13 protein-coding genes are annotated in these 22444 nt (G+C 71.7%); all 13 read right to left on the reverse strand.

What is annotated here, in order from left to right:
* Nucleotides 1-41: 41 nt before the first annotated feature.
* From ACSMXV_RS04555 to ACSMXV_RS04615, 13 genes are read right to left on the reverse strand one after another with little or no spacing between them, the layout of a single operon-like run.
* Nucleotides 42-2258, reverse strand: a complete 2217-nt coding sequence (locus ACSMXV_RS04555) for a hypothetical protein (protein ID WP_473176410.1) — start codon at nucleotides 2256-2258, stop codon at nucleotides 42-44.
* Nucleotides 2258-6034 (reverse strand): putative baseplate assembly protein, encoded by a 3777-nt coding sequence (locus tag ACSMXV_RS04560; RefSeq protein ID WP_473176411.1) that lies wholly within the window; start codon nucleotides 6032-6034, stop codon nucleotides 2258-2260. Before ACSMXV_RS04560 ends, ACSMXV_RS04555 begins: the two co-directional genes overlap by 1 nt.
* Entirely contained in the window at nucleotides 6031-9153 is a 3123-nt protein-coding gene (locus ACSMXV_RS04565; RefSeq protein ID WP_473176412.1) for a putative baseplate assembly protein, read from the reverse strand. The genes ACSMXV_RS04560 and ACSMXV_RS04565 overlap by 4 nt, the downstream gene beginning before the upstream one ends.
* A complete protein-coding gene (locus ACSMXV_RS04570; RefSeq protein WP_473176413.1) occupies nucleotides 9150-9536 on the reverse strand; it encodes a GPW/gp25 family protein in 387 nt (128 codons plus the stop codon). Before ACSMXV_RS04570 ends, ACSMXV_RS04565 begins: the two co-directional genes overlap by 4 nt.
* On the reverse strand, nucleotides 9533-9868 hold the full coding sequence (locus tag ACSMXV_RS04575; RefSeq protein ID WP_473176414.1) for a hypothetical protein: 336 nt from the start codon (nucleotides 9866-9868) through the stop codon (nucleotides 9533-9535). The genes ACSMXV_RS04570 and ACSMXV_RS04575 overlap by 4 nt, the downstream gene beginning before the upstream one ends.
* A gap of 20 nt (nucleotides 9869-9888) precedes the next feature.
* Nucleotides 9889-10425, reverse strand: coding sequence for a phage baseplate assembly protein V (locus ACSMXV_RS04580; protein WP_473176415.1), 537 nt, complete (start codon nucleotides 10423-10425; stop codon nucleotides 9889-9891).
* Between the two features lie 34 nt (nucleotides 10426-10459).
* Nucleotides 10460-11599, reverse strand: coding sequence for a hypothetical protein (locus ACSMXV_RS04585; protein WP_473176416.1), 1140 nt, complete (start codon nucleotides 11597-11599; stop codon nucleotides 10460-10462).
* Nucleotides 11592-11963 (reverse strand): hypothetical protein, encoded by a 372-nt coding sequence (locus ACSMXV_RS04590; RefSeq protein ID WP_473176417.1) that lies wholly within the window; start codon nucleotides 11961-11963, stop codon nucleotides 11592-11594. The genes ACSMXV_RS04585 and ACSMXV_RS04590 overlap by 8 nt, the downstream gene beginning before the upstream one ends.
* Nucleotides 11964-11973: 10 nt before the next feature.
* Nucleotides 11974-12660: a hypothetical protein gene (locus tag ACSMXV_RS04595; protein ID WP_473176418.1), complete on the reverse strand. Its 687-nt coding sequence runs from the start codon at nucleotides 12658-12660 to the stop codon at nucleotides 11974-11976.
* Complete coding sequence (locus tag ACSMXV_RS04600; protein WP_473176419.1) at nucleotides 12657-13358, reverse strand: hypothetical protein; 702 nt, start codon at nucleotides 13356-13358, stop codon at nucleotides 12657-12659. The genes ACSMXV_RS04595 and ACSMXV_RS04600 overlap by 4 nt, the downstream gene beginning before the upstream one ends.
* A 7-nt stretch (nucleotides 13359-13365) precedes the next feature.
* Complete coding sequence (locus tag ACSMXV_RS04605) at nucleotides 13366-20172, reverse strand: eCIS core domain-containing protein (RefSeq protein WP_473176420.1); 6807 nt, start codon at nucleotides 20170-20172, stop codon at nucleotides 13366-13368.
* Complete coding sequence (locus ACSMXV_RS04610; protein WP_473176421.1) at nucleotides 20169-20453, reverse strand: hypothetical protein; 285 nt, start codon at nucleotides 20451-20453, stop codon at nucleotides 20169-20171. The genes ACSMXV_RS04605 and ACSMXV_RS04610 overlap by 4 nt, the downstream gene beginning before the upstream one ends.
* Complete coding sequence (locus tag ACSMXV_RS04615) at nucleotides 20444-22429, reverse strand: ATP-binding protein (RefSeq protein WP_473179235.1); 1986 nt, start codon at nucleotides 22427-22429, stop codon at nucleotides 20444-20446. Before ACSMXV_RS04615 ends, ACSMXV_RS04610 begins: the two co-directional genes overlap by 10 nt.
* Between the last annotated feature and the right edge of the window lie 15 nt (nucleotides 22430-22444).

Here is a 22444-nt window from a genome sequence, read left to right on the forward strand (position 1 = left end):
GGTTCAGGAAAGTGCGGGTTCGCAAAGTCGGCGGGTGCGGCTCACGTCACGAAGAAGAGGCCGGCGTCGGTGCCCGCCGGCGTGTACTCGGCGAGCCGCGCCCGCAGGCCGTCCTCGCGCTGCGGCCGGTACAGGTCGTGGAAGGCGCCCATCTCGGCGCCGTCGTCCGAGCCGCGCCGGATCTCCTCGGCGATGGGGGTCCCCCCGCTCGAGCGAAGCCGAGAGTGGGGGAGGTCGGCCGGCAGACCGTACCAGGGCGTCCCGTAGCGCTCGGAGGTGAACAACGGCCTTATGCCGGTGGCCTGTTCGGGCTGGCAGCGGTACCGGCGGGGCGTACGCGACCCTGCGGGCACGTATGAATACCGCAGACAGCCGATGCCGCGCCGGGCCACATGGAGCGTGCCGGTGAGGATCGAGTTCTCGGCGATCTCCACGGCGTGGGTGTGGATCTCGCCGATGACCGTGGTGCGGTGCAGGTGCAGCACGGCATGGGCGTGGCGGCAGTCCGGTGCGGACAGGGCCTCGCGGTCGTTGCCGGTGGCGTCGAGGATGCTGTCGCGGAGGTGGATGTCGAGGGGCTCCTCGGTGACCTCGTCGCCGATGACCTCGATGGTGCCGAGGATGCTGTGCTCGATCTGCAGGCACGCGGTGGTGCGCTCCAGGACGATGCTGGGCTCCTCGGGCGAGTGCGGTGCGCACTCGGGCTCCAGGGACCAGCCGGGTACGAGGGTGCAGTGCCGTACGACGACGGCGCCCATCGGCCCGGTGACGTTGATGCCGCGGCCGGCGACCAGAAGCCCGTCGAGGACGATGCGCGGGCGCTCGTGCGGGGCGCAGTCCTCCGACACCGCACGGATGTTGAGGGCGTCCGGGCGGTTGCTGTACCAGTCGAGCAGGCGGATCACCGGCCGTGTTCCCTCGGCGGCCCGCACTTCGAGGCGGTCGCCGGGGTCGAGGTCGAAGTCCAGCTGCTCCTGGTAGGCGCCACTGTGCGTGATCTCGATGATGCCCGCGGGGCCGGTGCGGTCCGCGCGGCGGTCGTGCTGCCAGGCCCGGTACGCGTCCATGATCTGGCGGTACGGCTGCCCGGGCCCGACGCGGTAGACCTCGGCGCCGGGCCGCGGCTCGCGGTCCTGACGGTCGTACTCGCCGCCGCCCATGTCCGCGCCGAACGCGTAGTGGTAGTCGACCCACACGCCCTGTCGGGGCGCCGACCGCGACCCGAACGCGATCCGGCCCAGCTCCGGGTCGACGGCCACCTGGCCGCGCCCCGGCCGGTAGCGCCAGTCGGACAGGTCGGCGACCACGATGTCGGAGGGCGGCACGGGCTGGTCCTCGCCGTCGCGCCGGATGACCAGGCTCTTGCCGGGGCCGTAGTAGTCGGCGAGCCGGTCGTGCAGTTGGCGGCGGGTGATGAAGGCCGGGACGTTGTCGATGGTGGCGATGTGCGTGGGCGAGGGCTCCGGGAAGGGCTTGGTGACCAGCGGGGTGTCGTTGCCCAGGATCGAGAAGGTGTAGAGGTTGCGGGCGCGGTCGACGCAGTACGCGGGGGACTGCGTGAGCGAGTGCGCCTTCAGCCGCCAGACGAAGAGTGCGACCCCGGCAGGTGTCCAACCACCCTGCTGGTAACGGGAGTTGGCCCGGCGCACGTCGACCGTTCGAGCCGTCGCGCCGAAGGGGCCGCCCGCGAGGTCGAGGGCGGAGTTGTCGCGCAGGTCGACGAGACGGCCGCGCTCGGCACGGTGGACGCCTGTGTCGCCGTACAGCCTCACGGGCTGGGTGTGGGCGACCTGGCGGGACAGCTCGACCGCGCGCGCCGGCCAGCCGGTGACCTGCTCGGAGAGTTCCTCCAGGAGGTGCAGGGTGCCCTTGCGGCGCCGGCCCGCGACCGTGGCGGCCACGTCCCGGCGCGGGGCGACGGCCTCGGCGAGGGCGGCGCGGCCGCCGTCGTGCAGCCCGGTGGTCAGGACGCGCTCGTAGCCGGGCAGGGTGCGGTAGCCGACCAGGTCGCCGAGGTACGGCAGCACCCAGGGCGCCGCCGTCTCCACGAACAGGTCCTCGTAGCCCTGCTGTACTCCGTCGCGGACCCGGTCGAGCTGCTCGGCCATGACCGCGAGCAGCGCGCGCAGGGGCTCGCCCTCCTCGGCGTCGCGCAGCAGGTGCCAGCGGGGCAGGAGCGCGGCGAGTCCGTCGGGTTGCCTGGACGTCGTCGCCGGGGCTGCCGTCTCGAACGGGACATCCGCCGACTTCGCAGACATCACTTGACCTCCGTCAGTATCAGGGTGTCCGCGGCCTTCGGCGACAGCAGCGCGAGCTGGGCCGGGCGGATGCCGCGGAAGACGAACACCGACCGGCCCTGGGCCAGGCGCCGGGTGTCGGTGATGTCGGGGTTGAGGCGCAGGAGTTCGGCGAGCGGGATGCCGTGGCGCGCGCAGATCTCGGAGAGCGTCTCCCCGTTCGCGGTGCGGACGGTATGGACCTTTTCGTCGTACGTCGCCGGGTGCGCCGGTACGGATGCCCTGGGCGGTCCGGGGCGGGTGAGGATCTCGGTGAGCTCCTCGGGGGTGGCGGACGCGGGGACGCCGGTGAAGACGTCGACGTCCAGGTAGTCGACGCCGGGCACAGCGTGGGCCGTGGCAAGGATGTCGGAGAGGCGGGCGGGCTGCCCCAACTCCCTTCCCTCGTAGCCCAGTCGGCGCAGCAGGGCGTGGCGCAGGCGCGGTTCCACGATCTCCCAGGCGTGGTCGGGGGCGACCTTCACCTTGGCTGCCACGAGCAGCAGAACCAGCTCGCGCACGTCCACCCGGACCGGGAGATTGATGTCCCCGTACTCCGTCAGCGCGCCGCGCAACGCCCGCAGGGTATGCGCGTCGCCGTCGATCGGGACATCGTCCGTGCCTGCGACCGTCACATGCAGCACGCGCCGCCGTCCGTCGAAGAGTTCGCGTGCGGCGGCCCGGCCGATGCCGGCGCGGGAGCGGGCGAAGTCCTCGTAGTCGGCGGCGGAGACCAGGCGGTCCAGGGCCGAGACCGCGAGGGGGATCGTCCGGCGGGTCAGACCGGGGCCGTCCGCGTCCGAACCGCCCTTCGCCTGGCGCGGGTTGGTGACCTGCGTGACGCCGAGGGGACGGGTGAGCGGCTGGGTGATGCGGTCGGCGGCGACGTTGGCCGCCCTGCCGGTGCCGAAGCGGTAGCGGGCTCGGACGTTCTCGTGGCCACTGGGCAGCCGGGCACCGTGGACGCCGTCGCCGAAGGTCACCGTCGTACGGCCGTCGGCGGTGGATCCGGTGATGTAGACGCGCTCGCTCGTCCCGCGTCCGGCGAGGCTGTCGACCTCGTGCCAGAGCACGCCGTCCACCCGGACCTCCAAGACCGGAGTCGCGCCGAGGGGGTTGTCGTCGGCGAGCCAGGTGAGCGGGGACTGCCACAGCGCGAACGTCTGGTTCGTGCGGTCCGAGTCGCCGCTGCCGATGGCCTCCTCGCGGCTCTCGCCGTGGGTGGCCTCCACGACGTTGCCGAGGATGCGGACGGTCTCCCGGCGGTAGCGGTGGGCGAGGTCGGCGGTCAGGGTCAGGCAGGTGTGCACGTGGTCGCCGGGGAGTCGGGGGTCGACGGCCGGGTCGGCGGCGGCGATGGTGACCACCTCGGTGGCCTGGACGCCGGCCGTGCCCGGGATGTCGCTGCGTTCACCGGTGACGACGAGGGTGCGGCCGGGCTGCAACCCGTCGTGGAGCCGGTCGAGCTCGATCTCGTTGCCGTGCACGTCCTCGCCGAGCGGTTCGTCGGCGAGGCGGAGCGGCTCACCCGCCGCGTACACGGTGGTGTCGCGGATGTGCGAGAGCAGCACGTCGAACTCGTCCAGCCACGGGTCGGCGAGGGTGAGTTCGGTGCCGCGGCCGGTGATCCCGTAGTTGGTGTACGCCGCCGTGCGTGCCGCGACCACCTGGGTGGTGACGAACGCGAGTTTGGCGTCGCCGGGGATGCCTCCCTCTGCTCCCTTGGCAGGGCGCCGGATCGCCACCCAGCTGCCGACCGTGATGCCGTCGTGGACGGCGTCCAGCTGGAGCACACGGCGGTTGACGGGCTCCGGCCTGCTGGTGATCAGGACGTCGACGTGGGGCTCGGCGCTGCCGACCGTGTACGTCATGGTGACGTCGTACTCGCCGTGGGTGAACTGCTCGGTGCCGCCCGGCCGCAGAGCCTTCTGCGCGGACGTGCCGTTGTGGACGCCGATGTGGATCAGGCCGTCCTCGTCGGGCCGGGACACGAAGAGGGTGCGCTCGGGCAGGCCCGAGTGGAGGCGGGCGGTGACACCGGGCTCCTGGGAGTCGGTGGGGCGACGGTGGAGCCAGCTCAGGTCGCGGTCCTGGCCGGAACGGACGGACAGGTCGACCCGGCCGGGGCCGAGCCGGAAGGTGACCGGCCGGGGCACGGGCAGGTTCTCGGCGCGCTGGTCGGAGCTGCTGCCCTCCACGTACTGGAACTCGGCCCTGACCGGCGCCTTGCCCGCCGTGTCGTACACGACCCGCATGCCGGCCAGCACGGCGCCTCTGAGCGGCCAGTCAGCGGTGCGGATCACCCGACCCCGGTCGTCCTGGACCGGCTTGAGCGGGGCCGTGGCGCCGAAGGGGGCGGCGGTGACCCGCATGGCGAGCAGTTCCCGCAGGAGCTGCGGGGTGCCGGGGGCGGCGGCCGTCCGCCAGGCGGGGTAGAGGCTGCCGAGACCCGGGTTGAGTGCCGCGAGCAGACGCGCGGTGTCGCCGCCCGGGCGCTGTGCGCCGGTGCCGCCGCCGGGGGCGGGAGTCGCGGCGCGCAGGGCGGGCAGGACGGCGCCCAGGGTCTGGAGGGCGGCCGCGCGAGGGTCGACGGCGGCCTTCAGGGGCTGCTGTAGCGCCTCGCTCTCAGCGGGTTGCGCGGGCGCCAATTCCCTTGCCCGCTCCGCGAGTTCGGCGAGCACGGCGTTCAGCTGCTCGAACCACGCCGCCACGTCCTCGTACGGCTCGGCCAGCACCTGCGCCTCGCCCAGCCGCGCCACCGGCTCCGCCAGGCGGGCCGCAAGCCGCTCGGGGGTCTTGATCCCGTCCAGGTCGTCCCGCAGCGGCTCGAGAACCTGGTCCTCGAAGTCCTCGATCAGGCGGCTGACCGGGCGCGGGTTGGGGACCTCGGGCGTGGGCGGCTCGTCGCCGGGCTCGCCCGGGACCTCGGGTCCGGCGGTCCAGCGCCGCACCTCGTCGACGAGCTCCTTCAGCGTCGGCAGGGCCGACTTCGGCAGGGAGATCGCGGTGATCTCGTCGTCACGGTCGACGCGGGCGCTCGCGACCGGCAGCAACTTGCGTTCCCCGCCCGCCTGTTCACCGAAGACGAAGAGCAACTGGTCGCCGGTCTGGAGGGAGTTCGCGGTGCCCTCGACGAAGAGCTCGGAGCGGCGCTCCAGGTCGCCGGGGGTGACGAGGGAGGGTCGCCGGCGGCGGACCTTCAGCTCGTTCCAGTCCCAGCGCGCCGTCAGGTCGCGGCTCGTCTCGAAGGTCAGGGACTGCTCGTCGGCGGAGGCGGGCACGCTGTGGCTGCGGGCGCCCCGCGGGATCAGGACCGGCAGGGCCTCGGCACGCGGGTCGCGTTCGAGGGTGTACGCCAGGTGGGTGGCGGCGGCGACGCCGGGGCGCGGCCGGTGGCCGACAAGGCGGCCGAGCAGGACCAGGGAGCGGTGCTCGTCGGCCGTGCGGATGTAGGCCTCGTCGGCGATGCGCTCGGAGTGGAAGGTGAGCAGGTCGCCGAGGACGGCGGTGACGTCCAGCAGGCCGATCGCCGGGTCGTCCGGGGTACGGACGGTCAGGCTGTCGAGGGCCGGGTACGCCGGTGAGGCGAGCCGGTCGAGCAGGGCGGCCAGGAAGGAGCCGTACTCGCCGACGCGGTAGTCGAGGGCGGTGCGGCCGGGCGGGTTGTGGAGCGGGGCCGGGGCCAGGCGCTCGTCGTGGCCGCCGGAGCAGGCGCCGCCGCAGCCGCACTCGTCGGTCAGGGAGTCGGTCGCGGTCATCGGGCACCTCCCAGGGCTATCGCCAGCCGGCCGTTCTCCGGCCGGTCGGGGTCGTTGTCGCAGGTGGCGATCTCCAGCGGGCCGAGCCGCAGCACGCCGTCCTCCTTCTCTCCTCGATCCGGCTCGAACAGCCGCTGCAGCCGGTTGACTTGGATGCTCTCCACGCCGGGGACCGCTGCCGCGACGGCGACCAGGCGGCTGGGCCGGACCGGTTCGCCGAACGTCAGCGCGTCCGGGTGGAAGAAGCCCCGCACTCCGCTGCCGAGCACGCGGTACAGCTCGGCAAGGATCTGCCCGTGCTGGTGGCCGGGCCTGGCGCACACGGTCAGCGCGATGTCGAGCGGCACCAGGCGGGCGGGGCCGACGACGAGATCGTGGCCGATGCGCCGGTACGCCTCCAGGGACTGGGTGACCGAGTCGAGCAGGTCGTCCGAAGGGGCGCCGGTGCCGTACGCGTCGATCGCGATATGCGCCTCCTGGACGCTGCCGGTCCAGCGGATCTCGGCCGCCGCCCGCTGTACGCCGGGCAAGGCGGAGGCGAGGGCCGCGTAGTCCTCGGCGGTGACCGCGCGCAGGCGGGTGCGGCGCAGGTCGAGCGGGGCCAACTGGCGCACCTGCTCGACCGGTTCGGGTTCCGTGCCGCCGATGGCGGGGAGCGGGTTGCGGACCGTGGCGATCGGCGCCTCGCAACCGCCTTGCACGACGAGGTGGTTGATGGCTTCCGCGCCGACGTTGCCCGCGATGCCGCCGCCCAGGCGGTAAGCGGCCGTGAGACGGGACCCGGGTGTCGGCCTGGCTCCGTGGCGGCCGTCGCCGAAGCGCAAGGCGAGGCGGCCGTCGTCCTCCAGTTCGCCGACGAAGTGCCGGTCGCGGGGGCCGCTGTCGAGCAGGTCGCGGCGCGGCTCCCAGAGCTCGTCGTCGCTCTCGTGGAGGCGTACGGCGGGGAGGGCGCGGCGCGGGTCCTGGGCGAGCGCGGCGGTCGCGGAGCCGCGCAGAACCAGCTCGTCGGGGTGGAGTCCGGCCGCGTATGCCGGTCCCCAACTGTGCGCGATCTCCCAGGCCATGTGCCCGTCGAGGACGGTGCCCGCGCGGGCGCGGGCCGTCAGCACCTCGACGCGGCGCAGCTTGGCCTCGAGCAACTGGTCGCTGCGGTGCAGGAGTTCGCGAAGGGCACGGACGGGATGCCGGTGCAGCTCGATCCGCTCCAGGATCTTCAGGCCGTAGATCACCGCCAGTTCGGCGATCTCGTCCTCGGCGAGTCCGTCCCGGTCGCGGGCGCTGCGCCACAGCTCGACGAGCCGTTGCCGGACCCGTCCCGGGATGGCGGCGACCCGCTCGGCCTGTCCTGCGGCGACGGTGCCGGGGTCGGGGAACGGCACAGCCTGCGCGACCGGTGCGCGGCCGAGGACGGGACGGAAGCGGGGCAGGATGCCGGGGTAGACGGACTGCGCGAGCAGGGTGCGCAGGGCAGCGGCCTGGGCGTACGCCGTGCCGGGCACGACGCTCCCCCAGCTACCGCTGGAAGGTGCCCCCACGTGTCGCTGGCCGGCGCGTTCCAGGCCGAGTCCGGCGCGGTTGGTCGCGCTCTCCCCCACTTCCTGGAACAGCTCGCGGACGTCGTCGGGTGTCAGGGACTCCCCAGACTCCGCCTTGTCGTTAAGCGAGTTGATGAGTCGCGCGGGGGCGTTTCCCTCGTCGCGGTCGTAGCAGCCGAAGGCGGGCGGGTCGCAGGGGGCGACTTCCGCCGGGACGGGCGGGACGGTGAACGTCTCGGGGAGCCCGTCGAGCGTGCGGCCGTGGTCGACGAGGAGGACGTTGCCGCGGGCGAGGGTCACGTCCTCGACGGGCAGGCAGTCGCGCCCGCCTCGCGTCGTGAGGCAGAACGGGAAGCGGAGGGCGTCCTCGGCGGCCCAGGTGACCTCCAGGACCGGCTGGTCCTCGATGCGGTCGACGGCCGGTGTGACGGAGGTCAGGCGGACGGCCTGGCGGTGGCTGGGGTCGGCGTCGCCGGGAGTGCCGGTGCGGGGGCCCTTGACCTCCTCCAGGACGAGCACATCCCCGGGCTTCAGGTCGAGTTGACGCTCCCGGCAGGTCTCCGGGTCGACCCACTCGTCTCGCAGGGTGGCGGAGGTGGCGCCCTTGGCAAGGGTGCAGACCTCGCCGCCCCAGGTCCACAGGCGGATCGCGTTGTGCGCGACGCGCAGCTGAAGCGGGTCGGCGGTGACGACCGGTTCGAAGACCTCCACCGAGCCGCGCTCGTCGAGGTCGCCGAGGTCCGCCTCGTCGATGACCGTGCCGGGTTCGGGGCGGTCGTGCGGGTCGAGGGTGCGGACGTCGACGGAGGCGAAGCGGAAGGTACCGGGGGCGAGGATGTGGTCGCCGGCGGTCTCCACGGCGACGTAGGCGCGGGCGGTGCAGCCGTCGTGCATCGCGTAGTCGATGAGCCGGACGTGCCGCCGTACGGAGACCCGGCGGCGCGCGGTGTCGAGGTAGGCCTCGGTGGCGACCGCGTCCTGCTGGTAGCTGATCTGGTCACCGGTGTACGCGAGCAGCTCGACGAGGGTCATGCCCAGGTCGGCGGGGTTGCGCTCGACCCAGTCCGGGGTGGTGAGCGCGAGGCGGTCCAGGAGCAGCTTGCGGATGGTGTCGTAGTCGCGGGCGGTGTAGTCGATGACGGGCGCGGTCGGGAAGCCCTCGGACTCCTGATCACCTTCCCCGCAGTCGAAGGGAGTCGGGCAGTCGGGCCGGAAGGTGAAGGTCGTGGCGTGGTAGCGCTGGTCGAAGCCGCGGAAGGGTTCGGTGCCAGGGCGGCCGTACGGGTCGGTCTCGACCAGGGAGAACCGGTAGCGGGAGGTGTCGCCGGCCTGGTCGAGGGTGACGTAGAGCCGGTCGTCGAGCTCCGGGTCCTCCTCGCGCTCGACGCTGACGTCGACGGCGGTGATGGCGGTGATGCGGCGGCCGCCGTCGATGCGCACGTTTTCGGGGCCGAGCCCGTGCGGGGCCTTGCCGAGGAAGGTGACGGTGAGCAGCAGCCCGTCGTCGCTGACCTCGACGGCGTCGACACCGTTGAGCTGAGCGGCCCTTACCTTCGCCCGGCGGGACGTGGTCGTGCTCGTCATACGGCGGCCCTCCCTTCGAACACGTCGTCGCGCCGGGCGCCGGTGGCGCGTACGGCGTACGAGAGGTACACGCGGACCACGTTGTCCTCGCTGACCACGTCGAGGGCCTCCACGTCGATGAGGTCGCCGAGCCAGCGCTGGAGCGAGGCCTGGACGGAGAGTTCGAGAGTGCTGATCAGCTCGGGGCTGGTCGGGGCGAAGACCAGGTCGAGGAGCCCGCAGCCGAAGTCGGGGCGCATCACGCGCTCGCCGGGGCTGGTGAACAGCAGTTGCTCGATGAGGTCGTGGACGTGCTCGCCGTGGGTGGCGTGCGCGGTACGGCCCCGGCGGTCGGCGCGGAAGGGGAAGGCGATGTCGCTGTGGGTCTTCAACTGGCGGCTCATCGGACGGTGACCTTTCGCTGCGCGGCCTGGACTACGGGCGGTCCCTGCGGCACGAAGGCCGCCGTGAAGCACTCGGCCACGGAGGTGTCGAGCAGCACGGGCGCGCCGTCGACGGTGATGCCGGTGCCGTCGGCGGTCCAGCGGACCGTCACGCACGGCGTGGGCACGCCGTCGACGGTGTGCGGGCAGCCGGTGACCACGTAGCTGTGGGCGGCCGTGGCGACGGCGGCGCCACCGGCTCGTACGCCGCCGGTGGGTGTGGTGGCGGCGGTGACGCGGCCGCCGTGCGGGCAGCCGATCACGGCGTCGGCGTCGAGCAAACTCCCGGACAACTTGGTTCGTCCCCCGTCTTCTATCGCTTCGAGAGCACGGTCAGCTGGCCCTCGTTGATGGTCACTTCGCGTCCGCGCAGGACGACCTCGGCGCCCGCGCCGGTCGCGATGACCACGGCTTCCTTGGTGATACGGATGTAGGCGCCGCCCTGGGCCTGGAGCAGGATTCCCTGCTCGGCGCCGGCGGTGTCGTTCAGCACGATCTTGTGCGCCTGCGGTGTCTGCACGACGACCGGCTTGTTCGGCGAGCCCGCCTGCAGCTCGCGGCGCGCGTCGGGCGGCAGCTCCTCGGCGGCGCCGTACCAGCACCCGGTCCACACCGGGAAGCTGGGATCCCCCTGCTCGAACTCCACCCACACGCCCGCCCCCGGCGGCGGCACCACGAACTGCCCCGACTCGGGCCCGGTGAACGGCAGGCAGGGCAGCGCCCAGGTGGACGGCTCGTCGCCGAGCACGTCCGGGACCTCGACGGTGATCCGGCCGATGCGCAACGGGTCGTCGTTGTTGACGACCCGGCCGCGGAACTTGCCGAGGTAGCGATTGCTGGGTGCCGCCATGCTGCACTGCTCCTGGTCGTTGGTGTGATGGCCGCTACGGCCGTACGTAGTCGCTGCGGGCTTCGAGGCCCTCGCGGGAGAGGGTGAAGTTCTGCTGGAACGAGCCCGGGCGCAGGTTGTGCGTGACGGACTTGACGTAGTAGTCACCGTCGTACGCCCGTCCCGCGCCGCGCACGCCGACGAGCTGGCGCGGCTGGAGGATGTAGCCGTGCCGGTTGACATCGAGCGAGCCGGAGCCGGAGACCACGTCCGCGGACACGGCGGCGCGGGCGAGGAGCTCGGCCTCGGCCTGCTCGCGCTGCTGTTTGGCGGTGCCGGACAGGGACTTGCGCTTGAGGGCCGGGGTGGGCCGCTTGCCGAGGGGCGGGCGGAGGGGGCTGATCGACGGCTGCGGGAGCAGGGCGGACTGCCGGGTCTCGGGGTTCTGCCAACGGGCCTGCGGCTCTTCGCGCGCCGTACCGTCGTACGCGAACGTCAGCTGATCCACGGTGGAGTTGGCGTCCATGTTGACGTTGAGGGCGTGCTGGCGGATGCCGAGGCGGACCTCGGGTCCCCAACGGGCCGATGACTGGCCGGGGTGGGGCCCGGGCTCCAGGTAGAAGGTGTAGCCGTTGGCGCGGGCGAGCTCGGTGACGTACTGGAGGTCGGTGCCGGTCTGGTAGTGCACACGGAGATCCTGATGCGGGGGCTGCGCGACCTTCTCGGTGTAGACGTCGGGCCGGACGCCGTAGTCGGAGTAGCGGCGCAGGATGTTCAGCACGCGCTCGGAGGGCGGCAGGTTGGGATACCGGGCGGTGCGCTCCTCCAGGTCCATGAGGAGGGTGAGGTCCTCGCCGGTGACGGTGAACGTGGAGTGACCGGGCTGGTTGCTGGCGCCGACCTCGTGCCGGACGATCAGGCCGTCGAAGAGCACGTCGGGGGTGCCCTTGACACTGACGGTGACGATGATCCGGGTCTTGGGGTCGAAGAAGCCCTCGGGGAGGAGTCTGCGGCTGATGAGCCCGTTCTTGGTGAGGTCGAAGGCGAGCTGGAAGCCGCTCCGCTCCCCCGCCGTGGCGGTGATCTGGGCGGACAGCAGAGCCTCGGTGACCTCGGCCGGGACGGGCTTGGCGAGCTTGGGCCCCATGAGGAGCGTGATGTGGACGGGGCCCTGCCCGACGGGCAGATCAAACACGCCGGTCTCCCCTGCCGCTGGGGAACCCGCCGGCGAGCGGGATGTCGATGACGCGTCCGGCCTCGTCGGTCAACTCCCGAGGATCGAGTACGGGGTTGGCGTCGGCGATCTGCCACCACTGGCCGGGGTCACCGAAGTAGCGCTGGCCGAGCAGGTCGGGGCGTTCGCCGGCGCCGACGACGTGGTCCTGCGTCTCCTGCTCGTCCAGAGGGGGCAGCAACCGCCGCTTGATGTAGCGGACTTCGGTCCCGTCCGGTTGGCGGTGGATGCCGATCTCGGCGTCGTGGTAGCGGCTGGTGCGGGGATAGGGGTGCGCGCCCGGGATGGCGTCCAGGGCATTCTCGTACGGCTCGATGTCGGCCATAGTGTGCGGTTCAGCCCCTTCCGGTCACGGCGTTGGTTCCGGTGAGCCCGAGCGAGCCCAGGCTGCCGCCGCGCGCGGCTGCGGCGAGGCGCTCCTTCTGCGCGAGGTGCGCCATGTACAGGTCGGCGCCGCGGTGCCCGGCGGGCAGGTCGCTGACGGTGAGGATCTTCATGCCGATGCTGAGCGAGGCCCGGATCGGGTTCAGGTTCACGTCGAACGCGGATTCGTTGACAGACAGCTCGGTCAGCCGGACGGGCATGACCCGCTTGCTCCCCCAGGTGAACAGCGTCAGGGGCATCTCGATCGGGCTGATCTCGATGGCGCCCTTCTGGGACAGCCTGCTCGCGGCACGCAGCTGCGCGACGGTCGGCTGCACCAGCATTTCGAGCGTGGCGAGCTGCGGGTGGATGCCGTCGGGCGCGGCGATCTCGAACTGGTCGGTGGCGTCGATCTCGGCGGTGAACTTCCAGGTCTCCTGGGCGGGGCCCTTGAGGCGGAGGGCCTCATTGCGGTCGCCGCTGCCGGTGCCGCCTCCTCCGGCGTCGCCGCTGTCGCCGGCCGACTGAGGGCTCACGCTGCGTTCGAGGGTGTCCGGGTTGAACTGCAGGACGATGATCCGCTGGGGGGTGCCGGTGTCTGGGTTGACTACGACTATTCCGGAGCGGATGGGTTTGGGGATGTCGGCGTAGCGGGTCACAGGCGTTCCTCAAGTCGGGCCCGCAGGTCCGTGTAGTCGTGGTCCGGGAAGAGCCGGGGAAGGACGTCGAGCATTTCCCTGAGCCCGTCTTCGAGTGGGATGAACCCCTCACCGCACAGCTCCGGCTCGCAGTACAGGTACTGCCAGCCGATCACGCCCTTCGTGACGAGCAGAGCCTCCACATAGCCCGGGTAGTCCAGCTCCATGGGCATGGCGCCCTGACGCATGTCGAAGAACCAGACCTCGGGGTCGGTGGCTCCCGGGGTCGCGCGCAGCAGGGACATGCGGCCGGAACCGGTCTGGGGCGTGTCGTCGAAAATGCGCAGCTCTCGGTAGAGGGCTCGCTGCTGGTCGTCCTCGCCCTCCCAGATGTCGTCCATGCGCTTGTTCACGAGCGCGCTCATGATGTGGCTGAGCTTGAACTCGCCGACGAGCGGCGAATCCGGGTTCCGGGACCGCCAGGCCGCCTCGATCGCGCCGTAGCGGAAGAAGTACTCCTGGATGCGGCTACTCAGCGGCAGGTCGTCCTCCTCAGCGAGTTCCTCGAAGACCGTCTCGGCGACGTCGAGGGCGTAAACGACCTCACCCAGCTGCGTTCGATGAACATCGAATTCGGGGGTCTCCCTGATGTGTTGGAGGACCCTTGCGCAGCGCTCCTCGAAGGGATACCGGAATTCGACATCGTTATTATCAGTCATGGCGCACCTAATTCCAGTTCACTTCGTTTGCCCTGATCAACTCGCCGTAATTCTTCACCATGTCTTCCAGCCCCGCCAAGGAGATCTTGGTGCCCTTCGCGAAGTTCTTCATCACCGTTCTCAGCTGCGCCTTGCCGCCTTCCCGCGTGAAGCGTATGCCTTTGTCGTGCATCTCATTGCGCGCGTCGAGGAAGTGGTCCGCAAGACGCGGGTACAGGCCTCCGAGGAGCCTGACCTGGACAGTCGGGCCGCCAACCGTGTTGATGGACAGGCGATTCTTCTCGTTCGCCGCGATCGGATCGGGGCTCTGGTCCCAGGGCTTCGTCAAGCCCTTTTCCCGCCAGTCGTCCCTGCTCTTTCCGGTGCCGCCGACCTTGTCGTAACCGCCGAACTTCGCATAGATGTAGCTCGGCAGATGCGGCCAGTCCGGGTGGTTGAACTTCGCTCCGGAGTGGTACCAAATGAGGGTTTCCGTGTCCCCGATCGCACTGTAAGCCTGATCCTCGACTCCTTCCCGGGCCTTGATGTTCGTCTCCGGACCGCGCGCCGGAACCAGGTTGTTGCCCCTGGCCTTTCCTCCGATCCGTTCCGGCAGCAGATGCATACGGACCCAGCGGGATCCTTCACTCAACCCTCGGTTCACCACATCATCGATCCAGCCGGGCGGCTGCCCAAAGGGGGCCTGGTTGGCATCCTCACCGCCGCCTCCGAAGACCGTCTTCGACGGCGTGCCGATGAACTTGGACTCGTGGTCCTCATCCAGCCTCCGCTGCTTGGGGCCGAGCGACAGGTTGGAGAAGGACTGGAGTTGTTCTTCGGGAATATCGAAATAGAGCCGGTTGCGGGCCTCGTTGGCGAACTTCTTCATCTGCCGCGCCAGGTCCCTCTTGTTCTTGTCGACCTCCCGCTTCTTCTTCTCCTTGTCGGTCTCCACCGGGATCCTCGCCTGGATCTTCAGCGCTTCCTGGTACTCGTTGTCGGCCGCGTCCACGTACCTCTGCTGCTTCGCCTTGTCCTTCTTGGCCTCCGGCCGCTCAAGGTCCTTGCGCCATTCCGCCATGAATGGCGGCACTTCCTTCGGCGTGCTGTGGATGTACAGGGGGGCGCGCGGGCCCCGGCCGTGGAACCGCAGCGTGTGCCCCTCACCGTCGTCGGCGTCGGCGTACCGCACCTGCGGCAGGTCCACCGACTCCTTGGTGTCGTCGCGCCGGTCCCGGCGACGGTCCCGGCCCGGACGGCGGGTACGGTCGTCGCGCGTCCGGTCCCTGCGCTTGCGCCACCGGTCCCGCAGACGCCGCAGCCGGTCGTTCAGGCGACTGCCCAGCCGGCGGCGGGCCTTGCCGTAGAGCTTGCGGGCGGCCCGACGGGCCCTGTTGGCGGCCGACTTGACGGTCTGGCGGGCACGCCGGACCCGGCGCGGACGGTCCCGGTCGGTGTCGCGACGCTGGTCGTCCTTGCGGTCGCGACCCGGACTGCGGTCGTCCGTGCGTCGCTTGTCGTCGGGGCGCCGATCACCCGGACGTGTACTGCTGGGATCGCGGTCCCGGTCCCGGTCGTCCTTACGGTCTGTGCCAGGACGGCGCCGGTCGGGGCGGAGCGTGTCGCGGGCCGGACCGCGCCGGCCGGCGGTGCGGCCGTCCCGGCCCTCCTCGCGCGTCCTCTTTTCCGCGTCCTTCGCTTTCCGCCTGGCCGCGTCGACATCGCGGCCCTCCTCGCGGCGTTCGTCGTCGTCGCGACGCTTCTTCGGCCTGGTCGTGTGCGAGGGGCGCGGCTTCTTCTCCGGGGAGGAGCGCTTTCCGGGGCGGGGCTTGGACGGGGGACGGGACGTCTTGTCCGGCGAGGGCTTGCGCGGGGCCGGGCGGTCGGCGGGCTTGTCCGTGTCCTTGGGGTCGTCGTCCTTGGGCTTGTCGTCCTTGGGTTTGTTCGGTGCGGACGGCTGGCCCGGCGCGTCCGGCTGACCCGGCTTGTCCTTCTTCGTGCGGAGGTTCTTCAGCATGTCGCCGAGCCGTTCGGCGACCTTGCCCATGAACCTGCTGACGCCCTCGATCAGGAACGTGTAGACGAGCTCCAGCAGGGCCACGACACCGGCCGCCACCGCCTTCGCGAAGGGGAGCGCGCCGTTGCCGCTCTTGACTGACTTCAGGAAGTCCATGAACAGGCCGAAGGCGGCCAGGATTTCGCTGAGTGCGCCCCATGCTGTCTGGAGCGCGTCGATGACCGCCATCACCCAGCCGGCGCCGGGGATCAGCTTGGCGACAACCTTCTCGACGACCAGGACGCCGATGATGAAGGGCAGTTGGGGCACCGCCTCGTCCCAGGCCATCTGGGCCATCTGGTCGACCGTGACGCCGCCGTCGATCAGGGCCTGGAAGTCCTCCATCGGGATGCCGATGATCTCCTGGACCTTCTGGTTGAACCAGGCCTTGACCGCGGTCTTGATCTCGTTGAAGAGGTGTTCCTTGGCGCCCGTCTCCGCTGCCGCGCCGGCCTTGCTGATCCAGTCGCCGGGGTCGGAGACGATGTCGTTGAAGATGGCCGCCCACTCACCGAGGCCCGCCACAACGGCGGCACCGAACTCCAGGGCGCCGACAGTGACGGACTCGGCGACGTCGACGGCCGCCAGCAGTCCGGTCTCCAGCATGTCGAGGCCGGCGAGCAGCGCGCCGCACAGCCCGTCGAGCAGCTTCCCGGCGACCTCCTTGAGGGCGTCGGCGAACTCGTTGACCTTCTGCACAGCCCAGTCGCGCGCGCCGTCGATGGTGTTGCGCCACTTGTCGCGCATCGCCGGGTAGTCGGCGAGGAGTTCGTCACCGAGGGCGATCAGGGCGTCGGCGAAGGTGTTGATCTGGTCGATGACCCAATTGCGGGCGTCGTCGATGAGCTTGAAGACCTGCTGCTTGAACTTGTCGATGAGGTCGGTGACAGCCTGGCGGGCCTTCTCGAAGATGCCCTTGATGGCGTTCTTGAGCCCCTCGAAGAACTCCTTCAGCTTCTCGATGGCCTCTTCGAGCCAGTTGTCGGCGTCGTCCTTGCCCTCGTTCTGCTTCTTCTCCGCGTCCTGCTCGGCATTGGTCTGTTCCGTCTCGATCTTCTTGTTGTCGTCCTCGGTGCGCTTGTCGACGTCCTTGTCGGTGTCCTCTTCCTTCTTCTTGATGTCCTCGCGGACCTTGTCGTACTTCTTGCCCTTCTTGTCGTCGATCTCCGCGACCTTGTCGTCCTGCTCCTTGCGCCACTGATCGCGGGAGTCGGAGATGTCGGAGCGGCCCTTGTCACGGGCGCCGGCCTGCTTCTTGCTGCTGGCGTCGACCTCGCGCTTGAGGTCCTCGTCGTGCTGCTTGCGGTCGTCCGTCGCCTTCCTGTCCTTGGCCTGACGCTCCTGGCCCATCTTCTGCCGGCCCTCGGCGAAGCCGGCCTGGATCTGCGGGCCGCGGTCGTGTTCGGCGACAGCGGAGGCGGACTCGATGGGCACGCCGCCGGACACCGAACGCGGGCCGCTCGCCTTCCCGCCCTTCTTCCCGCCGGGCACCTTGCCGGTCAGGGTCTCCTTGGGAACGTCCGGATAGAGCTGGTCCTCACCCATCGGCAGGGCGGCGTCCGCACGGCCCGACTGATGCAGCTCGGTCTTCCGCTCGTCGAGCTTCTGGCCCTGTTCGTCGGTGCGCTGCGGGTCGGAGTCGTTCTCCAGCGGCAGTCCGGGGGCATCGCCCACCTTGGCCTTCTGCAGGCCCTCGTCCTTGGTCGGGAGCCCGAGGATGGAGTCGATCAGGTCGTCGAGCGGGAGGATCTCCTTCAGGAGCTTGCCGAACAGCTGGGCGCCGACGGTGAGGGCGATGTCCCACCAGCTCGGCTCCGGCACGTTCGCGCCCGGGACCTCGCCTTCCGGCTTCTGCTCGCCGGCGATCTCGGGAGTCTTGCCGGCTGCCGCCTCGGTGCGGGCCACCTTCGCGTTGGTGTACGTGCCGGGGGCCGCCGGCGTCGGACCGCCGGGCACCGTGCGCGGTGAACCGGACGGCCGCTGCGTCTTCGGCGGCGCCTTGCGCAGCGTCGAGCGCTCCTTCTCGACCGAACGGCCCACGGCGCCGTCAACGCCCTTCAGCGTCTCCAACGCCTGGTGCGGCTTGAGCGATCCCGCCGTCGCCAGGCCCGACTCGGGTGTGGCGTTGGAGACGTCCGGGGCCGGCGCCTCCTTCTTGGGCTTCGATCCGCCGGCCGGGGCGCTACGACCTCCGCCGCGGCCACCGGCCCGAACGGGTGCGGGTGCGGATGCCGTACGGCCGCCGCCCCCGCCGCTCCTGCGAGCGGTCTTCGCCACCTGCCGTGCCGCCTGCCGCTTGCTGCCCGTCGGCCGGGCGCGCGAGCCCGTCGAACCGCCGGATGCCGGTGCTTCGGTGGCCTTGGGAGCGTTGGTCCTCGCCTCCGGTCCGGCGGACATGGGAGAGGGACCGTTGCCCGGTGCCAGTTTCGGGGCGGCGACGGGTCCCGGGGTGGAGACCTTGTCGGGGCCGGTCACGGGGCCGGGAGACGTGGCGTTGCCGTTGCCTTCGGACACGTCCTGGTCGCCAGGAGCGGGCGTGGTCGGGGCGGGCCGGGTGCCGCCCTTGCCCTGGTCCGTGCCGTTCCCGTCCCGGCCCGTCGCGTTCTCGGCCTGGTCCGTGCCCTTGCCCGACTGCTGGTCCGTCCCCTTCCCGGTGCCTGCGCCGGTCTCCGTCCCGCTCCGGCCCGGGGCGCCCGCCTCCGCTGCCGTCCTGCCTGCGCCTTCGCCGCGGCTCCCGCCGTCCGACGCGCCCTGGGTGCCCGACGGTGAACCCGCCGTCTGGGTACGGGCGTCCTCATCCGCCTTGGCCAACTGCTGGGGCCCGGCCGCCTCACCGGGAGCGGGTGCGGTGTCCCGTCCGGCACCGTCAGCGGCGCGTGCCTCCTCGTCGCGCCGCGTGGCCTCGGCGTCCTCCTGGCGTTCTTCCGTCCGCTCCTTGTCCGCGTCCTTACCCGCGACCGCCGTGGACGTTCCCACAGCTCCGACACCCGCCGACGCCATGTCCCTTGCCGGGCTGTCCCCGTCTGCCGCGGAGTCCTGGTCCGCGGTCATGCCGTCCATGAGCTCCTGGACGGCCCGGCCCTCGGCGTCGTCCTCGTCCGTGCGCGCAGCGCTGTCGGGGGCGGTCTCGGGTTCCGCAGGGTCCTGGGCCTCTTTCGAAACCGACGGGCCGTCGGAGAACGAAAGGGCCGGCGCACGGGGCGCTCCCCTCTTTCGCCGCTCGAACAGCCGTGGGTCGTTCGCTGTGTCCTCGCCCGACGGCGCGGTGTCGGCATCGGATGCGCGGCCGTCGCCCGCCTCCCCCTCGGCGCCCGGCTCGGCGTCGTCCTCGGCGGACTCCGACTCCAGCCCCAACGGCTCGTCGTCGGCTTCCTGTTCGTTCTCCGGGTCACCCACGGTGCGGGCCGCACCGGTGTCGCCGCCGGTGCGCAACTTCTCGCCCGGCTCCGCCCCACTCCGGTCCACCGCCGCCGGGACGGGGGCCTGGTGCCGGGCGGCCTCGGCCTGCCGCTGCTCCTGCTCACCGGCCTGCTTCTCCGGTTCCGGCGCGGCCTCCTCCTGAGCCCCGTCCGCCTCCTCCTGCGCCTGCCGCTCCTCGCTCTGGTCCTGCTCCTTCTGCTCCTTCTCGGTGTTCGCCGAGTCCTTGCGCTCGTCCGCGGCGTCCTTCTGTGCGCCCTCGCCGGAGGCATTCCGTTCCTCCTGCCGGTCCTGGGACCGTTCCTGCTGCCGTCCGGCTGACTCCTCGCGGTCCCGGGCACCACCCTGCCCGCCGGGCGCGCCGCCCTCCCGCTCCGCGGCGTCCGGGGCGTCCTCGTCCCGACCATCGCCAGGCTCGGTCCGCCCGTCCCCCTCCTGTCGGCCGTCCCCCTCCCGAGGCCCGTCCGCCCGCTCGCCCTCCTCCTGCCGCTCCTCGGCCGAGGCCCGCTCGCGCTCCTCCTCGACGTCCTCCGCGGCACCGGGCACGGCCAACGGCGCCGCAACGGACTCCATCGGCAGCGGCCCGGCCTGCTCCGTCTCCTCCACGGCCTCCAGCAGCCGGTCGAGTACGGGGGTGGGCAGCCGCAGTTCCAGCCGGTCGAGCACGATGTCCTGGACCTGCGGCGCCATCCGCGCGAGCCGCAGCCGCACCCGCCCCGACCGGTCCTCCGGGTCACCGCGCAGGGTGCGCAGGAGGGTGTTGGCCATGCGGTCGACGACGGTCGCCGGGTCCAGTTGCTCCATACGGCGGCGGTCGGCGTCGACGGTGGCGTACCGCAGCCAGCCAGGCGTGGCCTGTCCCTGCTCGACCTCCGGCTGCTCGGCGGCCCCGGGCTCCGGCTGCCGTACGAGATCCTGCGCCGCCGACTCCGCCTCCCGCTCGATGGCCTGCTGCGGCAGGCTCACCGCGCCGAGTTCGCGGCCTGCGCGCAGTGTGCCGAGGCCGTGCGGGTTCTGGACAGTGTGCAGGAGTTCGTGGGCGAGGAGGCGGCGGCCCTCGTCGGTGCCGGGCTTGAAGGTGCCCTCGGCGAAGAAGATGTCCTGGCCGACGGCGACCGCGTCCGCGCCGAGCAGGTCCGTCAGGTGTCGGGCGTCTTGGCCGGTGTGCAGGCGTACGCGGCTCAGGTCGTGGCCGAGCCTCTCCTCCAACTCCCTTCGCGTGCCGGGGTCGAGGGGCTGTCCGGCGCCGCTGACGACGTCCTTGGGCTCCGGGGTTCGGGACTTCGCGGCGCGTTCCTTGCGCTTGCGGCGGCGCTGTTCGGCCGTCTGCTCGGAACGGGCCTCCTGCGACTGGGAGTTCACCGGGTCACCTCCCCGTGGCCGCTGAGACCCTCGTGCACCGCACGGGCCAGTTCCTGGCCGAGGCGGCGGGCGGACAGGCCGGCGGGCAGCGGCGGCAGGCCGACGAGTGCGTCGACGGTGAGGGTGCCGTCCGCCGCCAGCGGGACGCCGTGGGTGCGGACCAGCCGGGTCAGCTCGCGCCCGAACTCGGCCGAGACCCGCTCCGGATCCACCCGGAAGCCCTGGAGGGCGAGTTCACCGATCTCCACCCGGATCTCGCTCGGTTCCCTGATCACACCCATCCGCGAACCTCCGTCGGCGTCAGGGAGCGCTCCAGCTTCAGATACTCCGTGCGGGCCGCCGCGAGCATGTGCCGCATCTGCAGCCGGTCGCCCTCCTCAGCGGCGAGGAACGCGCCGGACAGCGCGATGTTGCGGATCGAGCCGCCCGCGACGGTGAGCTGGGCGAGGAGGTCCGCGTCGATGTCCTTCACCGGGGCCTGGGACGGCAGCACCCTGCGCCAGATCTCGGCGCGCTCGTGTTCCGCCGGGAAGGGGAAGTCGACGACGAAGCGGATACGCCGCAGAAAGGCCGTGTCGAGGGCCTTCTTCATGTTGGTGGTGAGGATGGCGAGGCCCCGGTAGGCCTCCATGCGCATCAGCAGGTAGCTCACTTCGAGGTTGGCGTAGCGGTCGTGGCTGTCCTTGACCTCGCTGCGCTTGCCGAACAGCGCATCTGCCTCGTCGAACAGCAGCAGCGCGCCGCCGCGTTCGGCAGCGTCGAAGACCCGGCGGAGGTTCTTCTCCGTCTCACCGATGTACTTGCTCACCACCTGCGAAAGGTCGATGACGAACAGGTCCAGGCCGAGCTCCTTCGCCATGACCTCTGCGGCGAGCGTCTTGCCGGTGCCGGAGCCGCCCGCGAACATCGCGGTGACGCCGAGGCCGCGGCGCAGGGTGGCGGCGAACCCCCACTCCTGGTGGACAGTCGCGCGCTGCCGGACGTGCGCGACGATCTCGCGCAGCACGCTCGTCTGCCGGTCATGGAGGACCAGGTCGTCCCAGCCTGCCTGCGGTTCAATGCGGCGGCCCAGCTCGTCCATGCCGATCCGGGCCTCCTCCAGGCCGGCCCGCCATGCGAGTTCGGCGGTGTCGAACCGGTCCTCGTACGGCAGCCGGCGGCCTACGGTGGCGGCCGCGGACCGTACGACGTGCGGCGGCAGCTGGAACTGGGCGATCAGGGACCGCAGTTCGGTGTCGTCCAAGTCGGCGACGGGTTGGAACGCGTCGGCCCAGAGGGCGAGTTGCTCGTCGTCGTCCAGGCGGGGCACCGGCACGCGCGCGCCGTGCGGGCGGTCCGTGCGCAGCGGGTCCTCGCTCGACACGACGACGGGTACGGCGGCCCCGGCCAGGAACGCCTCGGTCGCCGCCCGCTGGTCGCGGTCCAGGTCGCCCACCTCCACCAGCAGCGCGGCGGGCAGCAGGATCGCCTCGCGCTGCCACAGCCGGGCGAGCGCGTCGCGCTCGGCGGGGTCCGCCGGGATGTCCTCGGCGCCCATCGCGTACACCCCGAGCCCGGTACGGGCTGCCGCGACGGCGGCGATGTCGGCCCGACTGCGCAGGTCCCCGCCCGTCACCTCGACGACCGGCGGCGTGTCCGGGCCCGTGAGCACCGTCCAGCCCTCGGCGACCCGGCTCGCGGCCAGGTCGTACGACGGCGGCAGGCGGTCCGGCACGGGCGTGCGGCGCAGAGGGCCGTGCAGCCGGGCGTCGAGGTAGGGCGAGCCCAGCAGGAAGTGCAGGATGCGCTCGTCGAGCCGCAGCCGGGACGTGGTCAGCCGGGACTCGTCGTCCAGCTCGACGATCCGCCACCGCCGCAGCGGCGCGACGGGCGTGAGCGCGCTCCAGTGCGGCTCGGCCAGCGCGGCCAGGGCGAGCGAGAAGGTGGGGAACGCCCGCCGCGGATCGCCGCAGGCCGCGGCGCAGCGGGCGGCGGTCGTGGGGTCCAGTTCGTCGGCGGCGGTGAGGAGGATCAGGTCGCGCTCGAAGGGGGTGAGGGCGAAGCAGGCCACGAGGGCGTCGAGGGGCTCGGTGACGGAGGCGTCCGTCGGCACCGCGGTGCCGGCCGGCCCGGGCTCCGCCTCCAGGCGGCCCTCTCCCGCCGCGTGGGCGTCGACGCGGGACAGGACGCGCCGGATCTCCGCCATCAGTGCCGCGCCGCCGTCACGCGCGCCCGCCGCTCCCGGTTTTCCCGTCGATCCCGGCTCGTTCGTCCCCATGTCCTCACCCGCCCC

The sequence above is a fragment of the Streptomyces sp. DSM 42067 genome, from assembly GCF_055792885.1.